Raw genomic sequence first — 21,115 nt, forward strand, 5'->3', positions numbered from 1 at the left:
TTCCGACGTCCGTGGAAGCGTACGAGCTGAGCGCCGGTGTGAGCCTCGGGTGGCTCCAGGCCGGTACCGTTCCGCGCCTCGCGGTGGGGCCACACGCGGGCATCACGTGGCCCATCCAGCGAGACATTGTGTTCACGGTGCACGACCTGTGCACGTTTCTACCCCCGACCCCGGAGGGTGGGCCCGGGGTCTACAACCAGATCTCAGTGGACGTCGGGTACGCGTGGAAGGACGGCAACGTCAGCGCGGGGCCCTCGGTCGCGTTCTATGTCATGCCGGCGTGCGGCGTCTCCTTGTGCGGCCTCGTCGGTGGCTTGGCCGTAGGCGCCCATGCGCAGACCAACGCGTACGTTGCCGGACCGCTCGGGGTGTCGGTGAGCGTCAATGTGGATTGGGTCGGTCGGGGCAGTCTGGTGCTGCCGGGCTACGTGTCCGTCGTCGTTGTTGCTGGTCCTGTGCTTCGATGGAGTGTCGAATGAACCCGAGAAGAGCTCTGTTATTGATCGTGGCCATATCGGTCTGGACGCTGGCGGCGTGCAACTGGACAATAGGAGACTGCTATCCTGTCGGGGAAGGAACCACGGGTGCAGGTGCCGGTCCAGGCTCGGAGCCCCGCCCCATCTTCACCTCGTCCTCATCCGGCGACTACGGGGCAGACCCGCAAGGTGGTGGCGAGCGCAAGATCGCGTGCAACGAGTGGGAGCTCGAAGAGGAAGAGGAGAGAGCGAGCGACGACGCGGAGACCCCGACATATACATATAACCCGAAGAGCCCGCAAGACCCATGCCCCGGATTCGGCGACATGGCCGGAGACGGAGCGACCTTCTTGAGCTGTAGCGATGCGTGCAGCACGAAGTGCCCGCCGCCTGGAATGGCCCCATGGACATACGTGGATTTTGATCCGTCGGACTTTGCGTTTGTTACCATTGTCAATGACCCGGGTCCGGGTAAAATCGGAGGGTGGCAACAGGCTATGGCCAATCTGAATTTCAGGAAACTCACTATCCCGCATACGGTCAAGAGCTGGAGATGTCCTGTTACCATCAAGATGCCGATACGAACTGAGAAGATGGGGCTAATAGATCCGAGCCGTGCAGCCAGCCTCAGTGAAGAGATTACGGAGGAGGTTGCAAACGTCATGGACTACGACCTCCCGCAGGGGATCTTTTGCAAGAATTTTGCTGCCCAGGCGGACGCTGCGTTCAAGTCCAAGTATAAGGGGCTCGGCGCCAGGGTGACGAATCCATGAAGATAACTCGCTCCGAGCTGCTCGACCTCGTCTACCGCTTCTACCCTCGCGGTGTGCAGAAGATCATGCGCATCTATGTGCCTCCGGGCGAGCCCGTCTACGAGGACACGGAGGAGCACCGCCGCTTGGTGGAAGCCACAAACCGTGGGCGAGCAGACTACCCAACGTGGGAGGCCATGATCGACAGACTGGGGGATCGATACAGGCTTCAAAACGAGTCGCTCCACCTGTTTGCGGGGGGAATCGACCCGGCGTATTCGGCCCGCATCTGGCTCACCGACGAAACGGCGCTCAGCTTCCACGTGTCCCTGCTCGGGCCATACTACGGGATCCACCTCCCCGGCATCCCCGAGGAGGAGCCGGTGGCGCGCGAGATCGCTCAGGAGATCGATGCCACGTACCCCGGCTACCAGCCGATCCCACCGGCGCTCGGGAACGAGGTGGTGCCGGATGCGGACATGGATGGGTTGATGATGGGCGAGGCGACGATCTATGTGTGCCTCTTCTCGATCGTATGGACTTGGGTGGATCCGGTGTAGCCCCTCCCTGGCGGTCGCCGTCCACGTGGCCGAGTTGGGCGCGCGGACGGCGAGGAGATCGAGGCGAGCTCGGCTGCGTCCCCGCCGCGGCGGCGCGGCCGTGGCGGTACGCGCTGGGGGGAGCTCGGGCGGCTCGCTCCTCGGCAGGGGAGCATCTCTTCTCCAGGTAGAAGCACCGCGCGAGGTCGGGGCCGTCGCCGTCCACCTGGTCGAGCTCGGCCACGTCGCGGCGCTGGACGCTGGCGAGCTCGCGGTCGCGCCAGCGTACATCCATGGCGCCCGAGCAGATAATGGGGCCGCGGCGTCGAGGTGCGCCGCGGCAGGGTCCGCACTTTCCGGTGGATCGGAGGGGGCGGTTCATGAGAGGACGGCTGCCCGAGGACAAGAGGGTGGTCTCCCGGGTGCGGCGCGGTGGCTATCGACTTCAGCTCGGATCCCCGGGATTGGGTGTGGGTCGGCGTGACGCTGCTCGTGCTCGTCGGCATGGGCGCCGCGCTCGTCCTCCGCTTTCGACGCCGTCGCTGACCTGGTAGGCCGGCTGTCCCCCGCAGGGGGCCGCCACTCGCCTGGGAGGGCGCCATGCGGGGGAGCGGCCGCGGGGTCGAGGTGGACGCCGGCGAGCTCGGGGCGGCCGCGCGGGTCGAGGTGGACGCCGGTGAGCTCGGGGACATCGATGTCCACCTGGCCGGGGCGGAGCGACCGCGTCCATGTCCACTCGCTCGAGGCGGAGCGGCCGCGTCGGCACGCACACGAAGACGGGAGAGCGAAGAGCTCGGCACGCGCTCCTGCTGCCGCGGTGAGGCCGGAGGGGCTTCACACCGTGCAGCAGCATCTCTCCTGGTTCCCTGCTCGGCCGATTCCTGCACTCCAGGCGTGCGCGGGAAACCATGATCCCCGCCATCCAGCGTGACCTTCCCGCGTCCCGGGTGCGCCGGGCGCGCCGCGCTCACGGCGCCGCGGCGCGGCCGAGGGAGCGGCCGTCGCCGTCGGCGTCGATCCAGAGCGGCGCCGTCATCGCGAACGGCAGGAGCTCGCCCGGATCCCCGGAGAGCACCGGCTCGAGCGGCCGCCGCCCCCGGACGATCGCGACGACGAAGGTGTCCTCCGCCACGAAGATCGCGCCGGGCGCGCCCTGCCCGGGCGGGCGGTCGCCGAGCGCGCCGCCGGTGGGGGCGCCGGGCCCCGGCGGGCGCCGCCCGCCGCCGGCGCCGAGGACGACGGGGATCGCGATCTCGTCGAGGAGCGCGCCCGCGGGGGTGGTGCGCGCGCCGTCCAGGGGGATCGGCGCGCCGCTCGCGACGCCGCCGACGAGCACGTGGAGCTCGCGCGCGTCGACCCAGGGGGCGCGCTCGACCCGGATCGAGAGCGACATCCGCCCGCCATCGGTCCCGCGCCGCGCCGACGCGACGCCGCCCTGGCGGACGTCGCCGAGGCGCATCGTCACGAACGGCCCGTTCGTGATCACGACGTCGCGCCGGCGCCGCAGGCCCGCGACGAGATCGGCCACGTCGAGCCGGGCCGGATCGTCGTCGGCCACGGCGATGTACGTGCGCGGGGAACCCGCCTCCGCGCCGAGCCGTCCGTGGGGGCCGCTGCTCGCCGTCGGCGTGACCGGGCGCGACGCGCGGAGCAGCGCCCAGAGCTCCTCGATCGCTCGATCCCGCGCGGCAGCCTCGCGCCCGGTCCACACCTCGACGGCATCGGCGCCGTCGCCGTCCCCGACGATCTGGGCGAGCAGGCTCGGGCCCTCGTGACGAAGGCCCTCGTGGCGCGGGCCCTGATCCCCAGCGCTCCGCGGCGCTCCGGGCGCGTGCAGCAGGGGGCCGCCGCCATGAGGCCGGCTCACCTGGACGACGCGCTCGCCGGGCAGCGCGCGCACCGCGCGGAGGATCTCGTCCGCGGACCCGTCAACCCACCGCAGCGCGCCCTCGCCGGATGCGGCCGCCTCGCCGCCGAGCGGGAACACGCTGAGGCTCCCGAGCCCTGCGCCGCTCCGGCGGCTCGTGAGCTCCACGCCCGGGAGCATCCGCAGCCGCGTCCCGAGCCGCAGGGCGGCGTCGTCCCGCCGGAGGTCGGAGGCGAGGTCGTGCTCGCTCGTCACCGCGCACTCCACGCCCTCCGCCGCGCTCGACTCGATCTGCGTGGCCGCGTCGATGCCCGCGTCGGCGCCCCGCGCGGCGGGCTGCCGGAGGTTGCAGGCGATGTAGCCCGTCGTGTCGACCACCCGCTCCAGCGTGAGATCGAGCCGCGCGCTGCCGCCATCGACGATGTCGATCGTCGCCTCGGCGAGCGTGTACTCGGGCCCGCGCGAGGCGATGACCCGGATCCGCCCCGGGGGTAGGAGGAGCTGGAGCTCGCCCGTGAGCGTGAGCCAGGGCGGCGACACGGCGGCGCCGGTGGCGGCGTCGAAGAGGCCGACCTTCGCCGGGGTGAGCGGGTCGAGGAGCGCGGAGGCCGCGGCGGGCGCCGGGGCGCCGCGCTCGCGCACCCGGAGATCGAGCTGGCCGGCGCCGGAGAGCGCGCGCCGCGCTGCGTCCGCGTCGCCCGGACACAGCCCGCCCGCCGCCGCGCCGCCCTGGCCCCACCGGCAGAGCACGCCGAGCCGCTCGGCCGCGCCGGGGGACACGACCACGCTGCCGTTCTGCAGGGGCGGCGCGCAGGTGGCGGCGGCGAGCGAGAGCGCGGCGAGGCCGCAGAGCCCCGGGCGGCCGCGCGCGGCGCGCCGGGGGCGCGCAGGGCCGGGGCGGAGGTGGCGGGGTCTCTCGGGCGAGCGGATCATCGGTCCCGTTCCGATGCGCGGCCGCCGCGCGGCTTGGGTCATGCGCGCTCGGTGATGCGCGGCCGCCGCGCGGCCTGGGTCAGGCGCGCTCGGTGATGCGCGGCCGCCGCGCGGCCTGGGTCAGGCGCGCTCGGTGGCGAGCACGACGAGGGAGGCGAGCCCCAGCCCCACGCCGAGCGCGCGGCGGGCGGTGAACGCCTCGTCGAAGAGCAGCGGCGCGAAGAGCGCGGCGAGCGCGATGCCGCCGGCGAACACCATCGGCCCGGTCGCGGTCACCGGGCCGCCGATCCGCAGCGCCATGAAGCTGAGCGTCGTCACGAAGCTGATGAACAGGCCGGAGCCGCACGCCCAGAGGATCCCCGCGGTCGTCGGCGGGGCCTCGGCGCCCGAGCGGAGCAGCAGGTAGGCGAGGATCCCGGCGGCCGCGGTGCCCTCGACGCACAGCGCGCCGAGGGCGTCTCCGACCCGGCCCGCCGCCGCGCGCAGCATCAGGTAGTGGCCGGCCATGCAGACCGCCGCGAGGACGGCGGGGACGTACCAGACAGACATGCCGCGCACCCTAGCAGGGGGCCACGACGATCCGCAGGGCCACGCGCCGACGCGCAGGCCCCGCCGCCCGCCGACGCGCGGGCCCCGCCGCCCGCAAGTCACTCGTCGTCCACCATGTCCGGGTAGTCGCCGGGCGCGAGGTTGTCGAACCGCGTGCACGACGAGGTGAACCGCGTGAGCACCTTGCCCGTCGGCCCGTTGCGCTGCTTCGCGACGATGAGCTCCGCGATGCCCTTCTGGTTGGTGGTCTCCGCGTTGTAGTACTCGTCGCGGTAGATGAAGATGATGTTGTCGGCGTCCTGCTCGATCGCGCCGGACTCGCGGAGGTCCGAGAGCTGAGGCCGCTTGTCCTTGGTGGTCCGCGTCTCGACCGCGCGGTTGAGCTGCGAGAGCGCGATGACCGCCACCTTCAGCTCCTTCGCGAGCTGCTTCAGCCCGCGGGAGATCTCGCTGATCTCCTGCTCGCGGCTGCTCACGCCGTCGCGCCCCTTCATGAGCTGCAGGTAGTCGATGACGACCAGCCCCACGCGCCGCCCCGAGCTGCCGTCGCCCGGCGGCCGATCGTACTCGGCCTGGATCCGCCGCACCTTGGCGCGCAGCTCGAGGAGGGAGATCGCCGGCGTGTCGTCGATCCAGATCGGCAGCGTCGACAGGAAGGACGCCGCCTCGGTCAGGCGGCGCCAGTCGTCGGGCTGCAGGAAGCCCTGGCGGAGCTTGCCGACGTCGACGCGGCCCTCGCTGCAGACCATGCGGGTCGCGAGCTGCTCGCGCGGCATCTCGAGCGAGAAGACGGCGGCGCCGAACCCCGGCTCGTGCCGCTCGACGCCGTGCCCCGCCTCGTCCGGGCCGGGGGAGCTCACCGTGCGCGGCGACGCGACGTTCACGGCGAGGTTGAGGACGAACGACGTCTTGCCCATGCCGGGGCGGGCGGCGACGATCGTGAGGTCGCCGTCGTGCAGGCCGGCCGTCTTGGCGTCGAGCTTCTCGTACCCGGTCGAGATGCCCGTGATGCGGTCGCCGCGCTCGGCGGCCGCGGTGATCTGCTCGAACGCGGCCTTGAGCACCTGGGCGAGCGGCTGCGTCGTCGTCCCCTGGGGCGTGCGGGCGAGCTGGTAGACCGCCTGCTCCGCGCCGTCGATGAACTCCTGCACCACCCCGACGTCGCCGTACCCCTCGGCCGCGACCCGCTGGCAGGTGGCGATGAGCTGGCGCACGCGCCACTTCTCGTAGACGACCCGCGCGTGCGCCGCGACGTGCGCCACCGCCGGCGTCGCGTCCGCGAGCTGGGCGAGGTACGCGGCGCCGCCCACCTGGGCGAGGCGCTCCCGATCGCGCAGCCACGAGGCGACCGAGACGATGTCGATGGGCGTGCCGGCGGCCGCGAGCTCCTGCGCGGCCTCGTAGATGCGGCTGTTCGCCTCGCTGTAAAAGTGCTCGGCCTTGAGGATCTCGAGCACCCGGTCAAGCGCGTCGCGGTGCAGCAGGATGGCGGAGAGCACCGCCGCTTCGGCGTCGAGGTCGTGCGGCGGCACGCGCCCCGCGACGATGGGAGGCTCGATCCTCTGCGGCCGCGCTCCGCGGCGCTCCATCATTCTCATCATCCGTGCATCTCCTCCCCACCGATTCCCCCCATCCCGCCCCGAGCTTTTCCACAGGGGCCAAAATGGGCGACGCCCTGAAGGCGCAACGGTCCTTCAGGGCGTCGGGTGCAGGGTCGATTTCCGTCTATCAGAACATGGGTAGCCCTGAGAAGAGTTTCTGTTTGCATTGCAGCGTGCGTTCGTGCGGTGGGCATTCCAATGCAGGCTCCGCGCTCGAGGGGCGCTCCCCCGATCGCGGAGGACCGGCACGGCGCGACGAGGCGCCGCCGGCGATCGGGGTTGGGGACCGGGCAACCCCGGCCTCATCGCGAATTTCCTTCGCGCTTGACTCGGCTGCCATGACGCTTCGCGCCTTGCCATGAACCATCACGAGGAGCCGCACATTGTGGATCACAAAACGCGTCAAACAAGGATTGCTCCCGTCGAGGTGGTCTGCGTCGGTGAAGCGCTGTGGGACTTCTATGCGCCGGAGGGCATTCCGCTCGAGCAAGCGAAATTGCTGCGCCGGGTGCCGGGGGGCGGCGCGGTGAACACCGCGATGGCGCTCGTCCGGCTCGGGGTGCCGTCGGGGCTGTGCGCCGCGCTGGGCGATGACGCGATGGGGCGCGGGCTGCGCGATGAGGTCGCCGCGGCCGGCATCGACGTGGGGCGGCTCGCGCTGGGCGCGGCGCGAACCGGCCTCATGCTCGTGGCGATCGAGCGCGGCGAGGCGCGCTTCGTCGGGTACAGGCAGGGGGAGCTCGAGGCGCGTGCCCTCGCCGCGGCGCTGCCTGCGCGGTGGCAGGCCCGGGTCGTGCACTTCACCGGCATCGCGCCGGTCCGCGGGGCGATCGGCGCGCTCGTCCGGGCCGCCGCGGCCGCCCGGCGGGAAGGGTGCGCCGTGGCGGTGGACATCAACGCGCGCCCGCGGATGTGGCCGCGCGTCGGGCGCAGCGCGCTCCCGGGCGGCGCCGGCGCCCGCTCCGGCACGACTCCCGGCGCCGGCGCCCGCGCCGGCATCACCCCCGGCGCCGGCGCCCGCGCCGGCGCCACCCCCGGCGCCGGCGTGCGCGGCTGCTTCCGGCTCTTCGGGCAGGCCGACCTCGTGAAGTGCAGCACCGGGGATCTCGAGGTGCTGGGCACGACCGCGCCCGCGCTGCGCAAGCACCTGCGCACCGAGGCCACGCTGGTCGTCACCGACGGCGCGCGCGAGACGCTCGTGCTCGGCCCCGGCGGCGAGCGCGCGGTCGCTCCGCGTCCGGTGCGGCCGCTCGATCCGACAGGCGCGGGGGACGCTTTCTGCGCCGGGATGCTGGCGACCCTGGTGTGGCAAGGCCGCGATCGCTGGACCGACGCGGCGCTCATGCTCCGCGCCGTGGCGCGTGGACATGACGTCGCGAGGGCGTGGGTGAGGCGGAAGCGGGGGTGAGGCGGAAGCGGGGCGGAGGGCTCGGGCCGCCCGCGACGTTCGCGGGCGGCGCGCGCCTACTTGGCGGCGACCGTGACCTCGACCGTGGCCGTGATGGCGGGGGCGAGGCGGATCACGACGGGGTGGGCGCCGAGCGTCTTGATCGTGTCGGTCTCGATGCGGCGCCGGTCGACGCTGAAGCCCTGCGTGGCCAGCGCCTCCTCGATGTCGCGCGCGGTGACCGAGCCGTAGAGCTTGTCGCCCTCGCCGACCGGGCGGCTGATGGTGAGCTTGACCTGGCCGAGCTTGGCCGCGAGCTGCTCCGCCTCGGAGCGCGTCTTCGCGGCGCGCGCCTCGGCGACCCGCTTCTCGTGCTCGATCCGGGTCACGTTCTGGGCGGTGGCGCCCACCGCGAGGCCGCGCGGGATGAGGTAGTTGCGCGCGAAGCCGGGGCGCACCTTCACGAGCTCGCCGCTCTTGCCGACGTTGTGGAGGTCCTCCGTGAGGACCACGTGGATGTGGCTTGCCATAACGGACCTCCTAAGCCGTCACGGTGAACGGCAAGAGCGCGATGTTGCGCGCGCGCTTGATCGAGAGGGTCACCTTGCGCTGGTGGAGCGCGCAGTTGCCGCTGATGCGGCGCGGGACGACCTTGCCGCGCTCCGAGATGAAGTACTTGAGCGCCTGCGGGTCCTTGTAGTCGATGACCAGCGACTTGTCGGCGCAGTAGCGGCAGACGCGCTTGCGGCCGGTGCGGCGGCGCCCGGGGGCGTCCGCGTTCAGGTCGGGCGTGCGACCGAAGTCGCGATCGTCGAAGTCAGCGCCGCTGCTGCGGCCCATGTCGGTGTTGCGGCCGTTCATTGCTCAGCTCTCCTCCTCGTCGCCGGAGCTCTCGGCCTCGGCCTCTTCGCCTTCCTCCGCGTCGCCCGCCGGGGCCGCCTCGGAGGCCCGCTCCGGGCGCCGCTCCGGCTCGACGAGGCCGAGCTGCCGCTCGCGCGAGTCGTCGCGATCGTCCTCCAGCGGCGCGAGCTCCAGCCGCTCGAACTTCACGTCCTCTTCCGCGATCGTGACGCCCTCGGCCTCGACGTCGTTGCGCACGAGCACCGTCTGGTACTTCAGCACGCCGTCGAACAGGCGCAGGTTGCGCTCGACCTCGGAGACGACCTTCCCGCCCCCGAGGTACTTCAGGTACACGTACACGCCGCGGCGGTGCTTGGAGATGTCGTAGGCGAGGCGGCGGCGCCCCCACGTCTCGACCTTGGTCAGCCGCCCGGCCTCGCGCCCGACGACCTCGGCGATGCGCGTCCCGATGCGCTCGGCGCCGTCGGCGTCGATGTCGGGTCGCAGGATGTAGATGGTCTCGTATTCTCTGGCGCGCCCGGGCGCCGTTACCTGTCGGCTCATTCAGTCTTCCCTCTCGGCCAATGGCCCCGGGGCGACGCCCCGGGACGAGGAAAGGAGCAGCCCGCCGAGCGACGCGCGGATCGCCGCGCCCGACGCGCTGTCTCCAGCGAGGCTCAGGGCTTCTGTGTCGGGGGGAGGGGGACCCTCTCGCCCTTCGCAGCCGGGGCCGGATCGGCCGACCCGTCCCCTTCGCCCTTGGGCCTCTTGCCCGGCCTGGGCCGGGTGTTTCGAACGTTCATCGCGGCGTCGAAGCCGCGGGCGGCGACTTCTAGCACACTTTGGACGGCTTGCTTCAAGCCGTCGGGCAGGCTCGCGCGCTCGACCGCGTCGAAGCCGGACAGGACGTAGTCGGCGACCTCGCCCCGAAAGCCGGCCGGCGGCCGGCCGATGCCGATGCGGACACGCCCGAAGTTGCCCGTCCCGCAGTGCGCCATGATCGATCGCAGCCCGTTGTGTCCGGCGTGCCCGCCGCCGGTCTTCAGGCGCACCGTGCCGAACGGCAGATCGAGCTCGTCGTGGAGGACGATCAGCGACGACGGCGCGATCTTGAAGAAGGCCATCGCCGGCTGGACGCTCCGCCCCGACTCGTTCATGTAGGTCATCGGCTTGAGCAGGATCGCGGGCTCTCCAGCGATCTCCGCCTTCGCGTGCAGGCCCGAGAACTTCTCGCGGAACGGATCGGCCCGGACCTCGTCGGCCAGCGCATCGACGGCCATGAAGCCGACGTTGTGCCGGTGCGGAGCATATTCCTTGCCCGGATTTCCCAGGCCGACCACGAGCAGCATGACGAGCGGGCTCCGCGGGATCCCTTGAGCGGGCGAGGCGAGGCGGCAACGGGGAGCGGGCGGGCCGCGCGCCGCGGAGGCGCCGGGCGGCCCGCGCCGTGGCTACTTCTTCTTGTCCGCGGCCTTGGCGGGCGCAGCCGCACCCTTGGCGGGCGCAGCCGCGCCGGCTGCCGCCGCGCCGGCGGCCTTCGCCTCGTCCTCAGCGCCCTTCTCGGGCGCGTTGACCACGACGATCGTCTGCTCGTCGGGGAGCATGACCTTCACGCCCTCCGGCAGCCTCAGCCCGCCGGCCTTGTACGCCTCGCCCATGTCGAGCTCGGTCACGTCGACCTCGATGACCGACGGGATCTGCTCGGGCAGGCAGCGCACCGGGATCGTGCGGAAGATCTGCTGGAGCACGCCGCCGGTGACCACGCCCTTCGGCTTGCCCACGCAGCGGAAGGGGATCTGGACGTCGACGGGCTGGTCGAGCTTCACCTGGACGAAGTCCGCGTGCACGAGCTCGCGGGAGATCGGGTGGTAGTCGTAGTCGCGCACCATGACGGTGAACGTCTCGCCGCCCTCGACGGCCAGCTCGACCACGGAGTTCTTCCCGTGGTCGGAGCCGAGCACCTGAAGGAGCGCCTTCGGCGAGATGGCGACCGAGACCGGCGCGAGCTCGCGCCCGTAGGCGATGGCGGGAATCTTTCCGGTGCGGCGCAGGCGGCTCGACGCGCTCTTGCCGCTCTCCTCGCGCTTCGTGGCGTTGAGCTTGATGATCTCCATGACGACGGCTCCAGAAGTGGTCCGGACGTCCGCGATGCGCGGCCCGCTCCGGCGTAGGGTGCGGCGCTATAGCAGAGAAGAGACGAGCGAGTCGAGCCTTCGTCGTCGCTGGGCGCATTTTGTGGCGGGGGCGCGGGGGCGACCTTCGCCGCCGCCGTGCCGTACCGCCGGACGCGCGCAGCCGATCAGACGAAGAGCGAGCTCACCGAGTCCGAGTGATGGATGCGACGGATCGCCTCGGCGAGCAGCCGCGCCACCGAGACGACCTTGAACTTGCCGGAGGCCTTCGCCTCGTCCGAGAGCGGGACCGAGTTCGTCACGACCACCTCGGTGAGGGGAGAGTCCTTGATGCGCTCGACCGCCGGGCCGGACAGGACCGGGTGCGTCGCGCAGGCCGCGACGCTCTTCGCGCCCTGCTTCATCAGGGCGTTGGCGGCGTTGACCAGGGTGCCCGCGGTGTCGATGAGATCGTCGAGGATGAGGCACTGCTTGCCGGCCACCTCGCCGATGATGTTCATGACCTCGCTCTCGTTCGCCCGCTCGCGGCGCTTGTCGATGATCGCGAGCGTGCCCTGGAGGCGCTTCGAGTAGGCGCGCGCCCGCTCCACGCCGCCGGCGTCCGGCGACACGATGACCACGTCCTTGCCGTAGTGCTCGCGCAGGTGATGCTCGAGCAGCGCCGGCATCGCGAACAGGTGGTCGAACGGGATGTTGAAGAAGCCCTGGATCTGCCCGGCGTGCAGGTCGAGCGCCACGATCCGGTTCACCCCGGCCGCGACGATGAGATCGGCGACGAGCTTCGAGGTGATCGGCGTCCGCGGCGCGACCTTCCGATCTTGCCGGGCGTAGCCGTAATAAGGGATGACCGCCGTGATCGACCCGGCCGACGCGCGGCGGAGCGCGTCGACCATGATCAGGAGCTCCATCACGCTGTCGTTCACCGGCGAGCAAGTCGGCTGCACAACGTACGTGTCGACGCCTCGGACGTTTTCCTGGATGACGCAGAACGTCTCCCCGTCCGAGAAGCGCGACACGCGCGACTTCCCCATCGGTTGCTCGAGAACCTGACAGATTTCCTGGGTAAGCGCGAAATTGGCGTTGCCGGAGAAGATACTGACTCTCTTGAACACGGCGCGCCTCCAGGCCGGTTTTGGGAGCGCGGCTCTATCAGTCAGACGTGGACCCGTCAAGCAGCTCGTACATCGATCGCCTGGCTGGACAGGTGTATCGTGCCGGTCGGCTTCGCTGTTCACCCGCTTTTCGCCGGGCGGTGCTTCAGGTTAGGTAGCGTCTGTGGAGTATTTCACTGCCGCCGCGAGCGGACGGGACGGGAGCGTCGCGGCCGGGCCGCGGGGCAGCCTCGTGATCATCGGCAACTTCGACGGCGTCCACCGGGGGCACCAGGCGCTGCTCGCCGACGCGGCGCTGGACGCGGGGCGTCGCGGGCTCGAGCCGGTGGCGCTCACCTTCTCGCCCCACCCGGCGATCACCCTGGGTCGCACGCCGCCGGCGACGCTGACGGCGCTGCCGCGCAAGATCGAGCTCATCCAGCGTGCGCAGCCGTCGGTCCGGGTCGACGTGATGACGTTCGATCGCGCGTTCGCGGCCCAGACGCCCGAGGAGTTCGTCCGGCGCGCGCTGCTCGATCGGCTCGCGGCGCGCGTCGTCCTGGTCGGCGCGAACTTCCGGTTCGGCCGCGGGCGCGCCGGCGATTTCGCGACGCTCGGGCGGCTCGGCGAGGCGCTCGGCTTCGAGACGCGATCACACCCGCTCGTCGGCGACGCCGAGGGGCCCTGGTCGAGCACCCGCGTCCGCGAGGCCGTCGCGCGCGGGGATCTCGAGTCGGCCGAGCGCATGCTGTCCCGCCCGCACATGCTGTCCGGCGTCGTGGCCCAGGGCGCGAAGCGGGGCAGGACGATCGGCTTTCCCACCTGCAACCTCGACGCGATCGAGGAGGCGCTGCCGCCGTTCGGCGTCTACGCGACGCTGGTCGACCGGGTGACCTCGTCGGGCCGCGCGATCGCGCTGGCGAGGGGCGTCGCGAACCTGGGCGTGCGGCCGACCGTCGAGCCCTCGAGGCAGGCGCGGCCGAACCTGGAGGTGCACCTCTTCGACGTCGACGAGGATCTCTACGGCGCGGCGCTGCGCGTGCACTTGATCGCCCGGCTGCGCGAGGAGCGGCGGTTCTCGGGCCTCCCGGAGCTCAAGGCGCAGATCGCGCGCGACGCCGAGGCCGCGCGCGCGCGGCTGGCGCCGCTCACCCCGGACCCGACGGCGGGGGGCGCCTTCCGCTGACGGAGCGGGCGCCGCCCGGCGGTGAGCGCGCATCGGATATGGTAGCGTCGGCCGCGATGGAGCGGCGGGAGCTCGACAGGCTGACGCGGGAGGAGCTGATAGCGCGCGCCGAGGGGCTCGGGGTGCCGCGGCCGCGCGTGCTCACGAAGGCCGAGCTCGTCGACGAGATCCTGGCGCGCGCTGCGCAGAGCGAGCCGGAGCGGGCGCGCGTGCGCGGCTTCCTCGGGCGCGCGCGCGATCTTCTCTCGCGCGTGGTCGAGCGGGGGCTGCACCTGCCGGAGGCGGCGCGACCGCAGCGCGAGGCGCCCCCGCCGGAGCCTCGGCCATCGCCGCCGCCGCCGCTGCCCACCACCACGCTCGCCGAGATCTACGCGGCCCAGGGGCACGCGGAGCGCGCCGTCGCGGTGCTCGACGAGATCCTCGCGCGCGCGCCGCAGGACGAGGAGGCCAGGCAGCTCCGCGCGCGGCTGATCGAGGAGGCGCAGCGCGCGCAGGGGGAGCGCGCGGAGGACGCCGGCGCAGAGGCGGAGGAGGCCGGCGTCGAGGGCGCGGCGGAGGCGGGCGCGGAGGCGGAGGAGGCCGGCGTCGAGGGCGCGGCGGAGGCCGGCGTCGAGGGCGCGGCGGAGGCGGGCGCGGAGGCGGAGGAGGCCGGCGTCGAGGGCGCGGCGGAGGCCGGCCCCGGCGAGCCGCTCGCCGGGGCATCCGCAGGCGAGGATGGCCGTCCCGAGGCGGCGCCCGCGCCTCCGGACGGCGCGTCGCCGGTGCAGCCGCCGCCCGCGGACGCTCCAGAGCAGGCGTCGCCCGTGGCGGAAGGCGGCGTCGCGAGCGCGGCGATGAGCCTCGCGGCGGCCTCGCTGGACGAGCGAGAGGAGCTGCCGGCGAGGTACGATCTCGACGAGATCGTCGGCCTCGCGGTCGATCCGGAGACGCTCTACCTCTACTGGGAGGTGCGCCCCAGGACGCTCGCGCGAGCGCGCGCGCGCCGCCCGGACGGGCAGCTCGTGATCCGCGTGGTCGCGGTGCTCCCGAGCTGGGAGAGGCCCGTGGTCGCGCAGCGGGACCTCGCCATCGATGCGCTCTTCGGGGACATGTTCGTGCGCGACATCCCCTCCGGCGCGAACCTCCGGATGAGCACGGGGTGGCTCTCGGGCGAGTCGTTCGAGCCGTTCGCGGTGGGCCTCGAGGTCGCTGCGCCCCGCGCGCTGCCGGTCGCCCCGGGGCCGTCCCCGGAGGTGCCTGCCGCCGCGCCGGCGCTCCCGGGAGAGAGCGCGGTGAGCGACGCCGTCACCGCGCAGCGCGATGCGGTGCCGCGCTCCGATGGAGACGCCGGCGAGGCGCCCTCCTCGGTATCGGTCGCGTCCGACGCGCCCGCGGCGCACGGGCCACCTTCCGGTGCGGGCGACGCCGGGGCGGAGCCCGCCGCTGTCGCGCGCGCTGCGAGCGCAGACGTCGTGAGCGCGCCCGTGCCGGCTCCGAGCGTGACGGCCGAGGGGCGCGGCGCGGCCCTCGATGCGGTCGTCGCGGCCGAAAGCATCCGCCCTGCGCCTGCGGCAAGCCGCGAGCCCGCGCCCGAGCCGGTCGCGCCTGCCGCGGGCAGCGGCGCCGCACCCGCCGCGAGCGGCGAACCCGAGCCGGTCGCGCCTGCCGCGGGCAGCGGCGCCGCACCCGCCGCGAGCGGCGAACCCGAGCCGGTCGCGCCTGCCGCGGGCAGCGGCGCCGCACCCGCCGCGAGCGGCGAACCCGAGCCGGTCGCGCCTGCCGCGGGCAGCGGTCCCTTACCCGAGGCGGGCGCGCCGATGCTCGTCGCGGCGCCCGCGCCTGCGGCGCCGGCGCCCGCCTCCTCGGCGTCGGCACCCGTCCCCTCGCGGATGGAGCCGCCACGCTTCCCATCCGGCACGGTGCCGACCCCGGAGCAGATCGCGCAGGCGGTCGCGGCGACACGCGGCGGTGCCAGCGAGCTCGTGCGGCCGGGCGGGGGCGCCAGCGAGCTCGTGCGGCCGGGCGGGGGCGCCAGCGAGCTCGTGCGGCCGGGCGGCGAGGGCTGGCGCAGCGGCCAGTCCCCTGGCAGCGAGGCCCTGCGGCCGCACGCCGAGCGCCCGCGGCCCCCGGAAGGTGGCGGTGAGCTCTGGCGCAGCTTCACCGGCCGGAAGCGCCCGCCGCCCTCGGCTCGCTGAGCGAGGCGGCCCGCGTCGCACGCAACTGGCGACGCACGGCGGTCGACCCAGCTCGCGTGAGACCGAACCACCGCACCACCGGACGCTCCACCCTCCTCCTCGCCTGCGCGCTCGCCTGCGCCCTGTCCGCATCGCGGGCCCGCGCCGAGCTCCCCCTGGACGACGACCCCACGGCGCTCGACCCGCGCGGAGGCCGCCTCGACGCCGCGCCCCATGAGCTCTGGGCCGCTGTCCCCGGGCGCGCGCAACCGCTCTGGGTCGCGCTCCAGCTCGGGATCTCGCAGCTCGGCGGGGGCGAGCGCTCCCTCAGCGGCATGCTGCTCGCGAGCATTCCGCTGGAGCGGCTCGCCGATCGCGAGCTCCGCCGCGGCGCGCTGCCTCGCTCCCCCGGCGCATCCTCGCTCCGCGCCGTCGCCGCCGAAGCCGAGTCGCCTCGGCTGAAACCGGCGCCCGCGGCCGCGCACCCGGCCCGCGCGGCGCCGTCGCTCGAGCCCCCGGACGTGCCGCCTCCCGCGCCGCCCGCCGAGGTCGAGCCGCCGCTCCCGCTGCCGGTCCGGGTCACGCCGGAGATGGCCCGCGCGGCCGTCGAGGCGGCGCTCCGGCAGGCGCGCCTGCTCGATCCCGGGGCGCGCGTCGACGCGATCGCGTCGCGCGCCCGGTCCGCGTCGCTCCTGCCAGAGCTCCGGCTCCGCGTCTCGCGCCTCGTCGACGAGGACGAGAAGCTGGCCCCCACGGAGTACGATCCGGCGCGCCGCACCGCCTCCGGCGGCACGAGCCTCTGGCTCGAGGCGCGCGCGACCTGGCGGCTCGACCGCGTGCTCTTCGCCGACGAGGAGATCGCGCTCGAGCGCCTCCGCCGCGAGCGCGCGGAGCTGCAGACCAAGCTCACGGCGCGCGTGCTCGAGCTGCTCTTCGCCTGGCAGCGCGCCGTCGCGCGCTCGGCGGACCCGGGCGGGAGCCCCGACGAGCTCCGCGACGCGACGCTGGCGGCGCTCGAGGCCGAAGCGTCGCTCGACCTGCTCACCGGAGGCTGGATGACGCGCCACCGGGCCGCGCGCGAGTGAGGGCGCCTCGGGCTACAGGATGGTCCGCGAGAGCGTCACCTTGCGCTTGCCGGTCCCCGTGTCCCCCTCGCTATCGGTGACCGTCACGTCGACCTCCACGACCTTTCCAAGCAGCGCGTCGATGCCTACCTCCCTGCTGTCCAGCCGGAACCGCAGCCCTGCGAGCTTGCAGAAGCCGCCTTCGTCCTCGTCGAAGGTGAAGATCACCCGGAGCGGGTCGAGCGTGTGCCCCAGCTCGGGCACGGTGCCGCCGACCACGGTGATCGAGCCGGACCGGCGGAGGTTCTTGAGCCGGATGGCGACGAAGATGTGGTACCCGCCCTGCGGCCCAGCCTCCACCTGGACCTCGTCGAGATCGTCGAGCGGGAAGTAGTCGGCCTGCCCCTCGCCGACGATCACCACAGGCTCGCCTGCGTCCTTCGGCTTGCAGAGGTCCGGCGCGCCGGCGACCTCCTCCTCCGCCCAGGAGGCGCTGTACGGGTCGAGCTGCCGGGGATCCACGTCGGGCGCGCTGCACCCGCCGGCCATGCAGGTCTGCGGGGCCGGGCACGCATCGTTCCCCGGCGGGACGACGCACTCCTGCTCGAGGCGAACGGGGAGCAGCAGCGTGCTGCCGCCGACCACCCGGGTGGACGCGGTGCGGACGAGCCTCGGCCGCACCGCGTCGGCGGCCCCGAACGCCTCCAGGGTGATCTCCACCGCCGTCCCGTCCGCGAGATCGCGGAAGATGAACTCCTTCGGGAAGAACAGCTGTCCGCTCGCGTGGGTCAGCGCGCTGTCGCCCCGCACCTCGCCGCCGGCGCGCAGGAGCACGCGCATGCGGTCGATGTCGATCCCGGCGCGGAGCTCGCTCGTGACCCCCACGACGACGGTGCCGGAGGTCGGCGCCGCCGGCGCGCAGCCAGCGAGGACCAGGGAGCAGAGCACGAGGACGGCGAAGAGGACGGAGCGCATGTTCATGGCGACCTCACCGGCAGGGGGGCGAACGGGGAGGGGACAAACGGGGAGGGGGGATGAAGCGCGCGCCCTCCTCGCGATGTCCGGTCCGCGACGTCCAGGCAATCCGCGCGCCGGCGGGGCGCCCGCGCCGGGCGCCCGCGCTACTGGATGCCCTCGAGCGCGGCGAGGAACACGTCCGGGCCGACGAAGTCGTTGAAGCGCTTCCGCTCGGTCCCGCTGGAGTCGTAGATCACCACCGTGGGCAGGCCGACGACCTTGTACTTGCTCATCACCGCGTCGACCTGCGGATCCTCGTCGTCCGTCGCGTCGACCTTCACCGCGACGAAGTGTGCCGCCTTGGCCATGACACGGGGATCCGAGAAGGTCTCCTTCGCGAGCTGCTTGCAGGCGCCGCACCACTCCGCGGTGAAGTCCACGAGCAGCGGGCGCTTCTCCGCTCGCGCCTTCGTGACCGCCACGGGCTCCTCGTGAAGCCACGTGAGCTGCCGCGCCCCGGCCTCGCCGGCCACCGCCGCCGGGACGGGCGACGCGAGCCGCGGCAGGTCCAGGCTCGCGACGAGCAGGAACCCGGACGTCACCGTGAGCGCGATCCCGAGCCCCTTGCGGGCCTTCACCCCGAGGCCGCCGTCGTCCCAGGACAGGTGCACCGCGCCGAGCGCCAGGCCGATCGCGACCAGGCCGGCCATGACGGCCATGAACTGCGGCGTGGGCTGCGCGAGCGCCGACAGCGCCGGGAACGTCGTCTTCAGGAAGTAGAGCGCCACGATCAGCATCACGATCCCGAAGAACGACTTCACGCCGAGCATCCACTTGCCCCCCTTCGGCAGCGCGACCGCGAACGTGCCGACGAGCCAGAACGGCAGCCCGAGCCCGAGGGAGAACGTGGCGCCGACCAGCGCCCCGAGGCCGATGCTCTGGGTCTTGCCGATCCAGAGAATGATGCCCGTGAGGACGGGCCCGGTGCACGGTGCGGCGACCAGGCCGCTCACGAGCCCGAGCAGGAAGGCGCCGCCGTAGCCGATGCCGCCGACCTGGGAGAGCCGCTGCATCAGCGAGTCGGGCAGCGTCATTTCGAACGCGCCGAACATCGACAGCGAGAGCGCGATGAACACCATCGCGATGCCGACGATCACCCATCGGTTCGAGAGCACGCTCCCGAACAGGCTGCCGGTGAGCGCCGCGACCACGAGCATCGCGGTGAAGAGCACGACGATGCCGAGCACGAAGCTCGTCGAGAGCAGCATCGCCTCGCGCCGGGATTTCGCCTCCCGGGCGCCGAAGATGCTCACCGTGATCGCGATCATCGGGTACACGCAGGGCGTGAGGCACGTGAGCAGGCCGCCCGCGAGCGCGGCGAGCCCGGCGAAGAGCGGGCCCGCCTCGAGACCGCGCGTGAACAGGTCCGCCGGCTCGCTCGCCAGCGCCGCCGCCGGGGACATGAGCACGGCCAGCGCGGCCAGCGCGGCCAGCGTGAGCTGCGCGCCGGAGCGCGCGCCGCGCCGGAATCCCGCCGGCAGGGCGCCGGCGTGTCTCTTGAGACGGGTCGAAGCGGTCATCACGGGGTTTCTATAGCAAAGCCGGTACGGTCGTGCGGCGCGCGGCCGTCCGTTCGGGCCGCGCGCCGCCGTCCGCGCAGGCCGGCGTCAGCGCTTCGGGAGCGACGCCAGCGTCCTTCGCGCCGCCTCGATCTCGCCGCCGAGCGCGATCGCGACCGCCGCGCGCCCCGAGGTGCTGCGCTGCACGAAAGCTTCCAGGTATTTCCTGGCCTCGTCCCAGCGCCGGTCGAAGTAGGCCATCTGCCCGAGGACGAACCGGCCGTAGCCCTGGCCCGCCGGCACCTCGGAGAGCCGGTCGATGAGCGCGCCGAGCCCCTCCACCGTCGCGCCGCTCTCGCATTGCACGACGGCGAGGTGCCCCTGGTAGAGCGGCTTGTCCCGCGTGCCCCAGCGCGCCGCGCGCGTGAGCGCGCCGATCGCCTCGTCGTACCGGCGCGCCAGGTGATACACGCTGCCCAGCGTCCACCAGTGAAACGCCCTGCGGCTCGCTGGCCCCGTGCGCGCCGCGAGGCGGAGGTGCCCCACGGCCCCCTCGATATCGCCGAGCGCCTGCCTCGCCCGCGCCGCGTCCTGGTGGGCGACGTCGCGCAGCACGTCGAGCGCGACGATCTGCTCCGCCACCTCGGCCGCCCTCTCGAAGCGGCGCGTCTCGAAGTACGCCAGGTAGAGCTGCCGCAGCAGCAGCGCCTGCGTCGTCCGATCGAGCGGCCCCCGGAGCGACAGGCCGCGCCGCGCCCACAGCGCGCGGGAACGCGGCGTCGGCGCGCCCAGCGCGCGCCGCAGCATCTCCTCGGCGCTCAGCGCCGCCGCGGGCGTGCGCCGTCGGGCGGCGTTGCTCGACCGTTTCTCTCGTGGCGCCCCGCCCGGGCCGGCGTCGCCTCCGCTCCCGGCAGCCGCGCGCGTCGATTTCGATTTCTTGCGCCGTCGCGCACCCTCGGTGCCCGTACGGACGGATCGAGCGCCACCCATGCTTTCCCCGTGCCCGCTCGCTTTGCGCACAGAAAGCAATCTTACCAGACCTGCACACGCGTTCCAGCAGGACACGACCTTTCCACATTCGATCGCGGCTCGACCTGGTTGCGCCCCACCGGACGTGGCGCCATCGTCGCGGCCATGCGCTGCCGCCCTGGCTCGACTTCCCTTCAGAGGAGGACGCCTCCCTTCATCGTCTCCGGTGGCCCGGGTCGAGGCTCCGTCGTGTGGATCGCCTCGTGCTTGGCCTGCCTCGGCGGCCTGGTGTCCGCGTCGGGGTGCGGGCACCCCGCCACCCGCGACGAGTGCGAGGCCATCTTCCAGCGCAGCGCGGAGATCGAGCTCCGGGCCCAGAACGTGGTCGATCCGAAGATCGTCGCGGAGCGCACCGCGGCCGTGCGGGAGGCCCGCGGCAAGGAGCTCATCGACCGGTGCGTCGGCCGGCGCATCACGGACGCCGCGCTCGCGTGCGTGCGGCAGGCGACGACCCCGGAGCAGGTCGACCGGTGCCTGGAGTAGCGCGCCCCGCGACGCGCGTCGACGTGCTGGCGACGCTCGCGATCGTGCTGCTCGTGGCCGGGGTGGTCGCGGGGCGCGCCGCGCTCCGCCGCCTCGCCCCGCGCCCCTCGCCCGAGGCGTGCGCCGCGCTCCTCGACCGCTACGTCGAGCTCGTCCTGCGCGCGGCCACGCCTGAGCCCGCTCCGTCCATGGTGGCCGAGCGGCAGGCGCTGGCGCGCAACGCGGCAGGCGAGCGCGGATTCGCCCGCTGCGAGGCCGATCTCACCCGGGCCGAGGTGGCGTGCGCCCTGGAGGCCGGCAGCGCGGACGACCTCGAACGCTGCCTGCCGTGATGCGGTGAGGGCGCGGCCGGCGGGCGAATGCGGCGGGCGCGCGCGGCCGGCGGGCGAATGCGGTGAGCGCGCGGCCGGCGGGCGACCGGCTCCGACATGGGCCCCTCACGTGCTGGACACGTTGCGCGCTGCGAATCGTTCCGGGCGCGTCGCGCTGTGATAGTCTCGGCCGTGGCGAGCGCTCC

General features: G+C 73.3%; 21 protein-coding genes. 9 read left to right on the forward strand and 12 right to left on the reverse strand.

The window, feature by feature from the left end; genetic code table 11:
• Positions 1 to 11 precede the first annotated feature (11 nt).
• From WMF31_RS06705 to WMF31_RS06715, 3 genes are read left to right on the forward strand one after another with little or no spacing between them, the layout of a single operon-like run.
• Positions 12 to 479, forward strand: coding sequence for a hypothetical protein (locus WMF31_RS06705; RefSeq protein WP_436601125.1), 468 nt, complete (start codon positions 12 to 14; stop codon positions 477 to 479).
• Positions 476 to 1,249: a hypothetical protein gene (locus tag WMF31_RS06710; RefSeq protein ID WP_436601126.1), complete on the forward strand. Its 774-nt coding sequence runs from the start codon at positions 476 to 478 to the stop codon at positions 1,247 to 1,249. Before WMF31_RS06705 ends, WMF31_RS06710 begins: the two co-directional genes overlap by 4 nt.
• Entirely contained in the window at positions 1,246 to 1,788 is a 543-nt protein-coding gene (locus WMF31_RS06715) for a hypothetical protein (RefSeq protein ID WP_436601127.1), read from the forward strand. Before WMF31_RS06710 ends, WMF31_RS06715 begins: the two co-directional genes overlap by 4 nt.
• 946 nt (positions 1,789 to 2,734) lie before the next feature.
• Here WMF31_RS06715 and WMF31_RS06720 read toward each other — a convergent pair.
• The 3 genes from WMF31_RS06720 to dnaB form a co-directional block, all read right to left on the reverse strand.
• On the reverse strand, positions 2,735 to 4,567 hold the full coding sequence (locus WMF31_RS06720; protein ID WP_436601128.1) for a hypothetical protein: 1,833 nt from the start codon (positions 4,565 to 4,567) through the stop codon (positions 2,735 to 2,737).
• Between the two features lie 120 nt (positions 4,568 to 4,687).
• A complete protein-coding gene (locus WMF31_RS06725; RefSeq protein WP_129352601.1) occupies positions 4,688 to 5,116 on the reverse strand; it encodes a hypothetical protein in 429 nt (142 codons plus the stop codon).
• A 98-nt stretch (positions 5,117 to 5,214) separates the two neighbouring features.
• The gene (gene dnaB / locus WMF31_RS06730) at positions 5,215 to 6,717 is read right to left on the reverse strand and encodes a replicative DNA helicase (protein ID WP_436601129.1); all 1,503 of its coding nucleotides are present in this window, start codon (positions 6,715 to 6,717) and stop codon (positions 5,215 to 5,217) included.
• A 427-nt stretch (positions 6,718 to 7,144) separates the two neighbouring features.
• Here dnaB and WMF31_RS06735 point away from each other — a divergent pair, with 427 nt between their 5' ends.
• On the forward strand, positions 7,145 to 8,125 hold the full coding sequence (locus tag WMF31_RS06735) for a PfkB family carbohydrate kinase (protein ID WP_436601130.1): 981 nt from the start codon (positions 7,145 to 7,147) through the stop codon (positions 8,123 to 8,125).
• Positions 8,126 to 8,181: 56 nt separating this feature from the next.
• Here WMF31_RS06735 and rplI read toward each other — a convergent pair whose 3' ends face one another.
• From rplI to WMF31_RS06765, 6 genes are all read right to left on the reverse strand, one after another.
• Positions 8,182 to 8,634, reverse strand: coding sequence for a 50S ribosomal protein L9 (gene rplI / locus WMF31_RS06740; RefSeq protein ID WP_436601131.1), 453 nt, complete (start codon positions 8,632 to 8,634; stop codon positions 8,182 to 8,184).
• Between the two features lie 10 nt (positions 8,635 to 8,644).
• Positions 8,645 to 8,965 carry a 30S ribosomal protein S18 gene (rpsR, locus tag WMF31_RS06745; RefSeq protein ID WP_129352595.1) on the reverse strand — a complete coding sequence of 107 codons (321 nt, stop codon included), beginning with the start codon at positions 8,963 to 8,965 and terminating at the stop codon, positions 8,645 to 8,647.
• A 3-nt stretch (positions 8,966 to 8,968) separates the two neighbouring features.
• Positions 8,969 to 9,508 (reverse strand): 30S ribosomal protein S6, encoded by a 540-nt coding sequence (rpsF, locus tag WMF31_RS06750; protein WP_436601132.1) that lies wholly within the window; start codon positions 9,506 to 9,508, stop codon positions 8,969 to 8,971.
• Positions 9,509 to 9,621: 113 nt separating this feature from the next.
• Entirely contained in the window at positions 9,622 to 10,293 is a 672-nt protein-coding gene (pth, locus tag WMF31_RS06755; protein ID WP_436601133.1) for an aminoacyl-tRNA hydrolase, read from the reverse strand.
• Between the two features lie 102 nt (positions 10,294 to 10,395).
• A complete protein-coding gene (locus WMF31_RS06760; protein ID WP_436601134.1) occupies positions 10,396 to 11,058 on the reverse strand; it encodes a 50S ribosomal protein L25/general stress protein Ctc in 663 nt (220 codons plus the stop codon).
• A gap of 185 nt (positions 11,059 to 11,243) precedes the next feature.
• Positions 11,244 to 12,188 carry a ribose-phosphate pyrophosphokinase gene (locus tag WMF31_RS06765; RefSeq protein WP_436601135.1) on the reverse strand — a complete coding sequence of 315 codons (945 nt, stop codon included), beginning with the start codon at positions 12,186 to 12,188 and terminating at the stop codon, positions 11,244 to 11,246.
• Between the two features lie 163 nt (positions 12,189 to 12,351).
• Here WMF31_RS06765 and ribF point away from each other — a divergent pair, with 163 nt between their 5' ends.
• Genes ribF through WMF31_RS06780 form a run of 3 tightly spaced genes read left to right on the forward strand, consistent with a single transcriptional unit; the run spans position 12,352 to position 16,591 of the window.
• The gene (ribF, locus tag WMF31_RS06770; RefSeq protein ID WP_436601136.1) at positions 12,352 to 13,353 is read left to right on the forward strand and encodes a riboflavin biosynthesis protein RibF; all 1,002 of its coding nucleotides are present in this window, start codon (positions 12,352 to 12,354) and stop codon (positions 13,351 to 13,353) included.
• A gap of 56 nt (positions 13,354 to 13,409) precedes the next feature.
• The gene (locus WMF31_RS06775) at positions 13,410 to 15,527 is read left to right on the forward strand and encodes a tetratricopeptide repeat protein (RefSeq protein WP_436601137.1); all 2,118 of its coding nucleotides are present in this window, start codon (positions 13,410 to 13,412) and stop codon (positions 15,525 to 15,527) included.
• A gap of 56 nt (positions 15,528 to 15,583) precedes the next feature.
• Positions 15,584 to 16,591 carry a hypothetical protein gene (locus WMF31_RS06780; protein ID WP_436601138.1) on the forward strand — a complete coding sequence of 336 codons (1,008 nt, stop codon included), beginning with the start codon at positions 15,584 to 15,586 and terminating at the stop codon, positions 16,589 to 16,591.
• Between the two features lie 12 nt (positions 16,592 to 16,603).
• Here WMF31_RS06780 and WMF31_RS06785 read toward each other — a convergent pair whose 3' ends face one another.
• The 3 genes from WMF31_RS06785 to WMF31_RS06795 form a co-directional block, all read right to left on the reverse strand.
• Positions 16,604 to 17,551 (reverse strand): hypothetical protein, encoded by a 948-nt coding sequence (locus WMF31_RS06785; protein ID WP_436601139.1) that lies wholly within the window; start codon positions 17,549 to 17,551, stop codon positions 16,604 to 16,606.
• Positions 17,552 to 17,691: 140 nt separating this feature from the next.
• Entirely contained in the window at positions 17,692 to 19,107 is a 1,416-nt protein-coding gene (locus tag WMF31_RS06790; RefSeq protein ID WP_436601140.1) for a protein-disulfide reductase DsbD family protein, read from the reverse strand.
• An 87-nt stretch (positions 19,108 to 19,194) separates the two neighbouring features.
• Positions 19,195 to 19,893, reverse strand: coding sequence for a tetratricopeptide repeat protein (locus tag WMF31_RS06795; protein WP_436601141.1), 699 nt, complete (start codon positions 19,891 to 19,893; stop codon positions 19,195 to 19,197).
• Between the two features lie 411 nt (positions 19,894 to 20,304).
• Between WMF31_RS06795 and WMF31_RS06800 the strand changes: the two genes are divergently transcribed.
• Both WMF31_RS06800 and WMF31_RS06805 read left to right on the forward strand, forming a co-directional pair.
• The gene (locus WMF31_RS06800; RefSeq protein WP_436601142.1) at positions 20,305 to 20,598 is read left to right on the forward strand and encodes a hypothetical protein; all 294 of its coding nucleotides are present in this window, start codon (positions 20,305 to 20,307) and stop codon (positions 20,596 to 20,598) included.
• On the forward strand, positions 20,586 to 20,930 hold the full coding sequence (locus tag WMF31_RS06805; RefSeq protein ID WP_436601143.1) for a hypothetical protein: 345 nt from the start codon (positions 20,586 to 20,588) through the stop codon (positions 20,928 to 20,930). The genes WMF31_RS06800 and WMF31_RS06805 overlap by 13 nt, the downstream gene beginning before the upstream one ends.
• Positions 20,931 to 21,115 lie beyond the last annotated feature (185 nt).

The organism is Sorangium sp. So ce1036 (genome assembly GCF_051369805.1).
In the GTDB taxonomy this organism is placed as follows: domain Bacteria; phylum Myxococcota_A; class Polyangia; order Polyangiales; family Polyangiaceae; genus Sorangium; species Sorangium cellulosum_F.

Coding starts and splice junctions, on each gene's coding strand:
- WMF31_RS06710 (WP_436601126.1), top strand. CDS start 476: ATGAACCCGAGAAGAGCTCTGTTATTGATCGTGGCCATATCGGTCTGG.
- WMF31_RS06715 (WP_436601127.1), top strand. CDS start 1,246: ATGAAGATAACTCGCTCCGAGCTGCTCGACCTCGTCTACCGCTTCTAC.
- WMF31_RS06720 (WP_436601128.1), bottom strand. CDS start 4,567: ATGATCCGCTCGCCCGAGAGACCCCGCCACCTCCGCCCCGGCCCTGCG.
- WMF31_RS06725 (WP_129352601.1), bottom strand. CDS start 5,116: ATGTCTGTCTGGTACGTCCCCGCCGTCCTCGCGGCGGTCTGCATGGCC.
- dnaB (WP_436601129.1), bottom strand. CDS start 6,717: ATGATGAGAATGATGGAGCGCCGCGGAGCGCGGCCGCAGAGGATCGAG.
- rplI (WP_436601131.1), bottom strand. CDS start 8,634: ATGGCAAGCCACATCCACGTGGTCCTCACGGAGGACCTCCACAACGTC.
- rpsR (WP_129352595.1), bottom strand. CDS start 8,965: ATGAACGGCCGCAACACCGACATGGGCCGCAGCAGCGGCGCTGACTTC.
- rpsF (WP_436601132.1), bottom strand. CDS start 9,508: ATGAGCCGACAGGTAACGGCGCCCGGGCGCGCCAGAGAATACGAGACC.
- pth (WP_436601133.1), bottom strand. CDS start 10,293: ATGCTGCTCGTGGTCGGCCTGGGAAATCCGGGCAAGGAATATGCTCCG.
- WMF31_RS06760 (WP_436601134.1), bottom strand. CDS start 11,058: ATGGAGATCATCAAGCTCAACGCCACGAAGCGCGAGGAGAGCGGCAAG.
- WMF31_RS06775 (WP_436601137.1), top strand. CDS start 13,410: ATGGAGCGGCGGGAGCTCGACAGGCTGACGCGGGAGGAGCTGATAGCG.
- WMF31_RS06785 (WP_436601139.1), bottom strand. CDS start 17,551: ATGAACATGCGCTCCGTCCTCTTCGCCGTCCTCGTGCTCTGCTCCCTG.
- WMF31_RS06790 (WP_436601140.1), bottom strand. CDS start 19,107: ATGACCGCTTCGACCCGTCTCAAGAGACACGCCGGCGCCCTGCCGGCG.
- WMF31_RS06795 (WP_436601141.1), bottom strand. CDS start 19,893: ATGCTGCGGCGCGCGCTGGGCGCGCCGACGCCGCGTTCCCGCGCGCTG.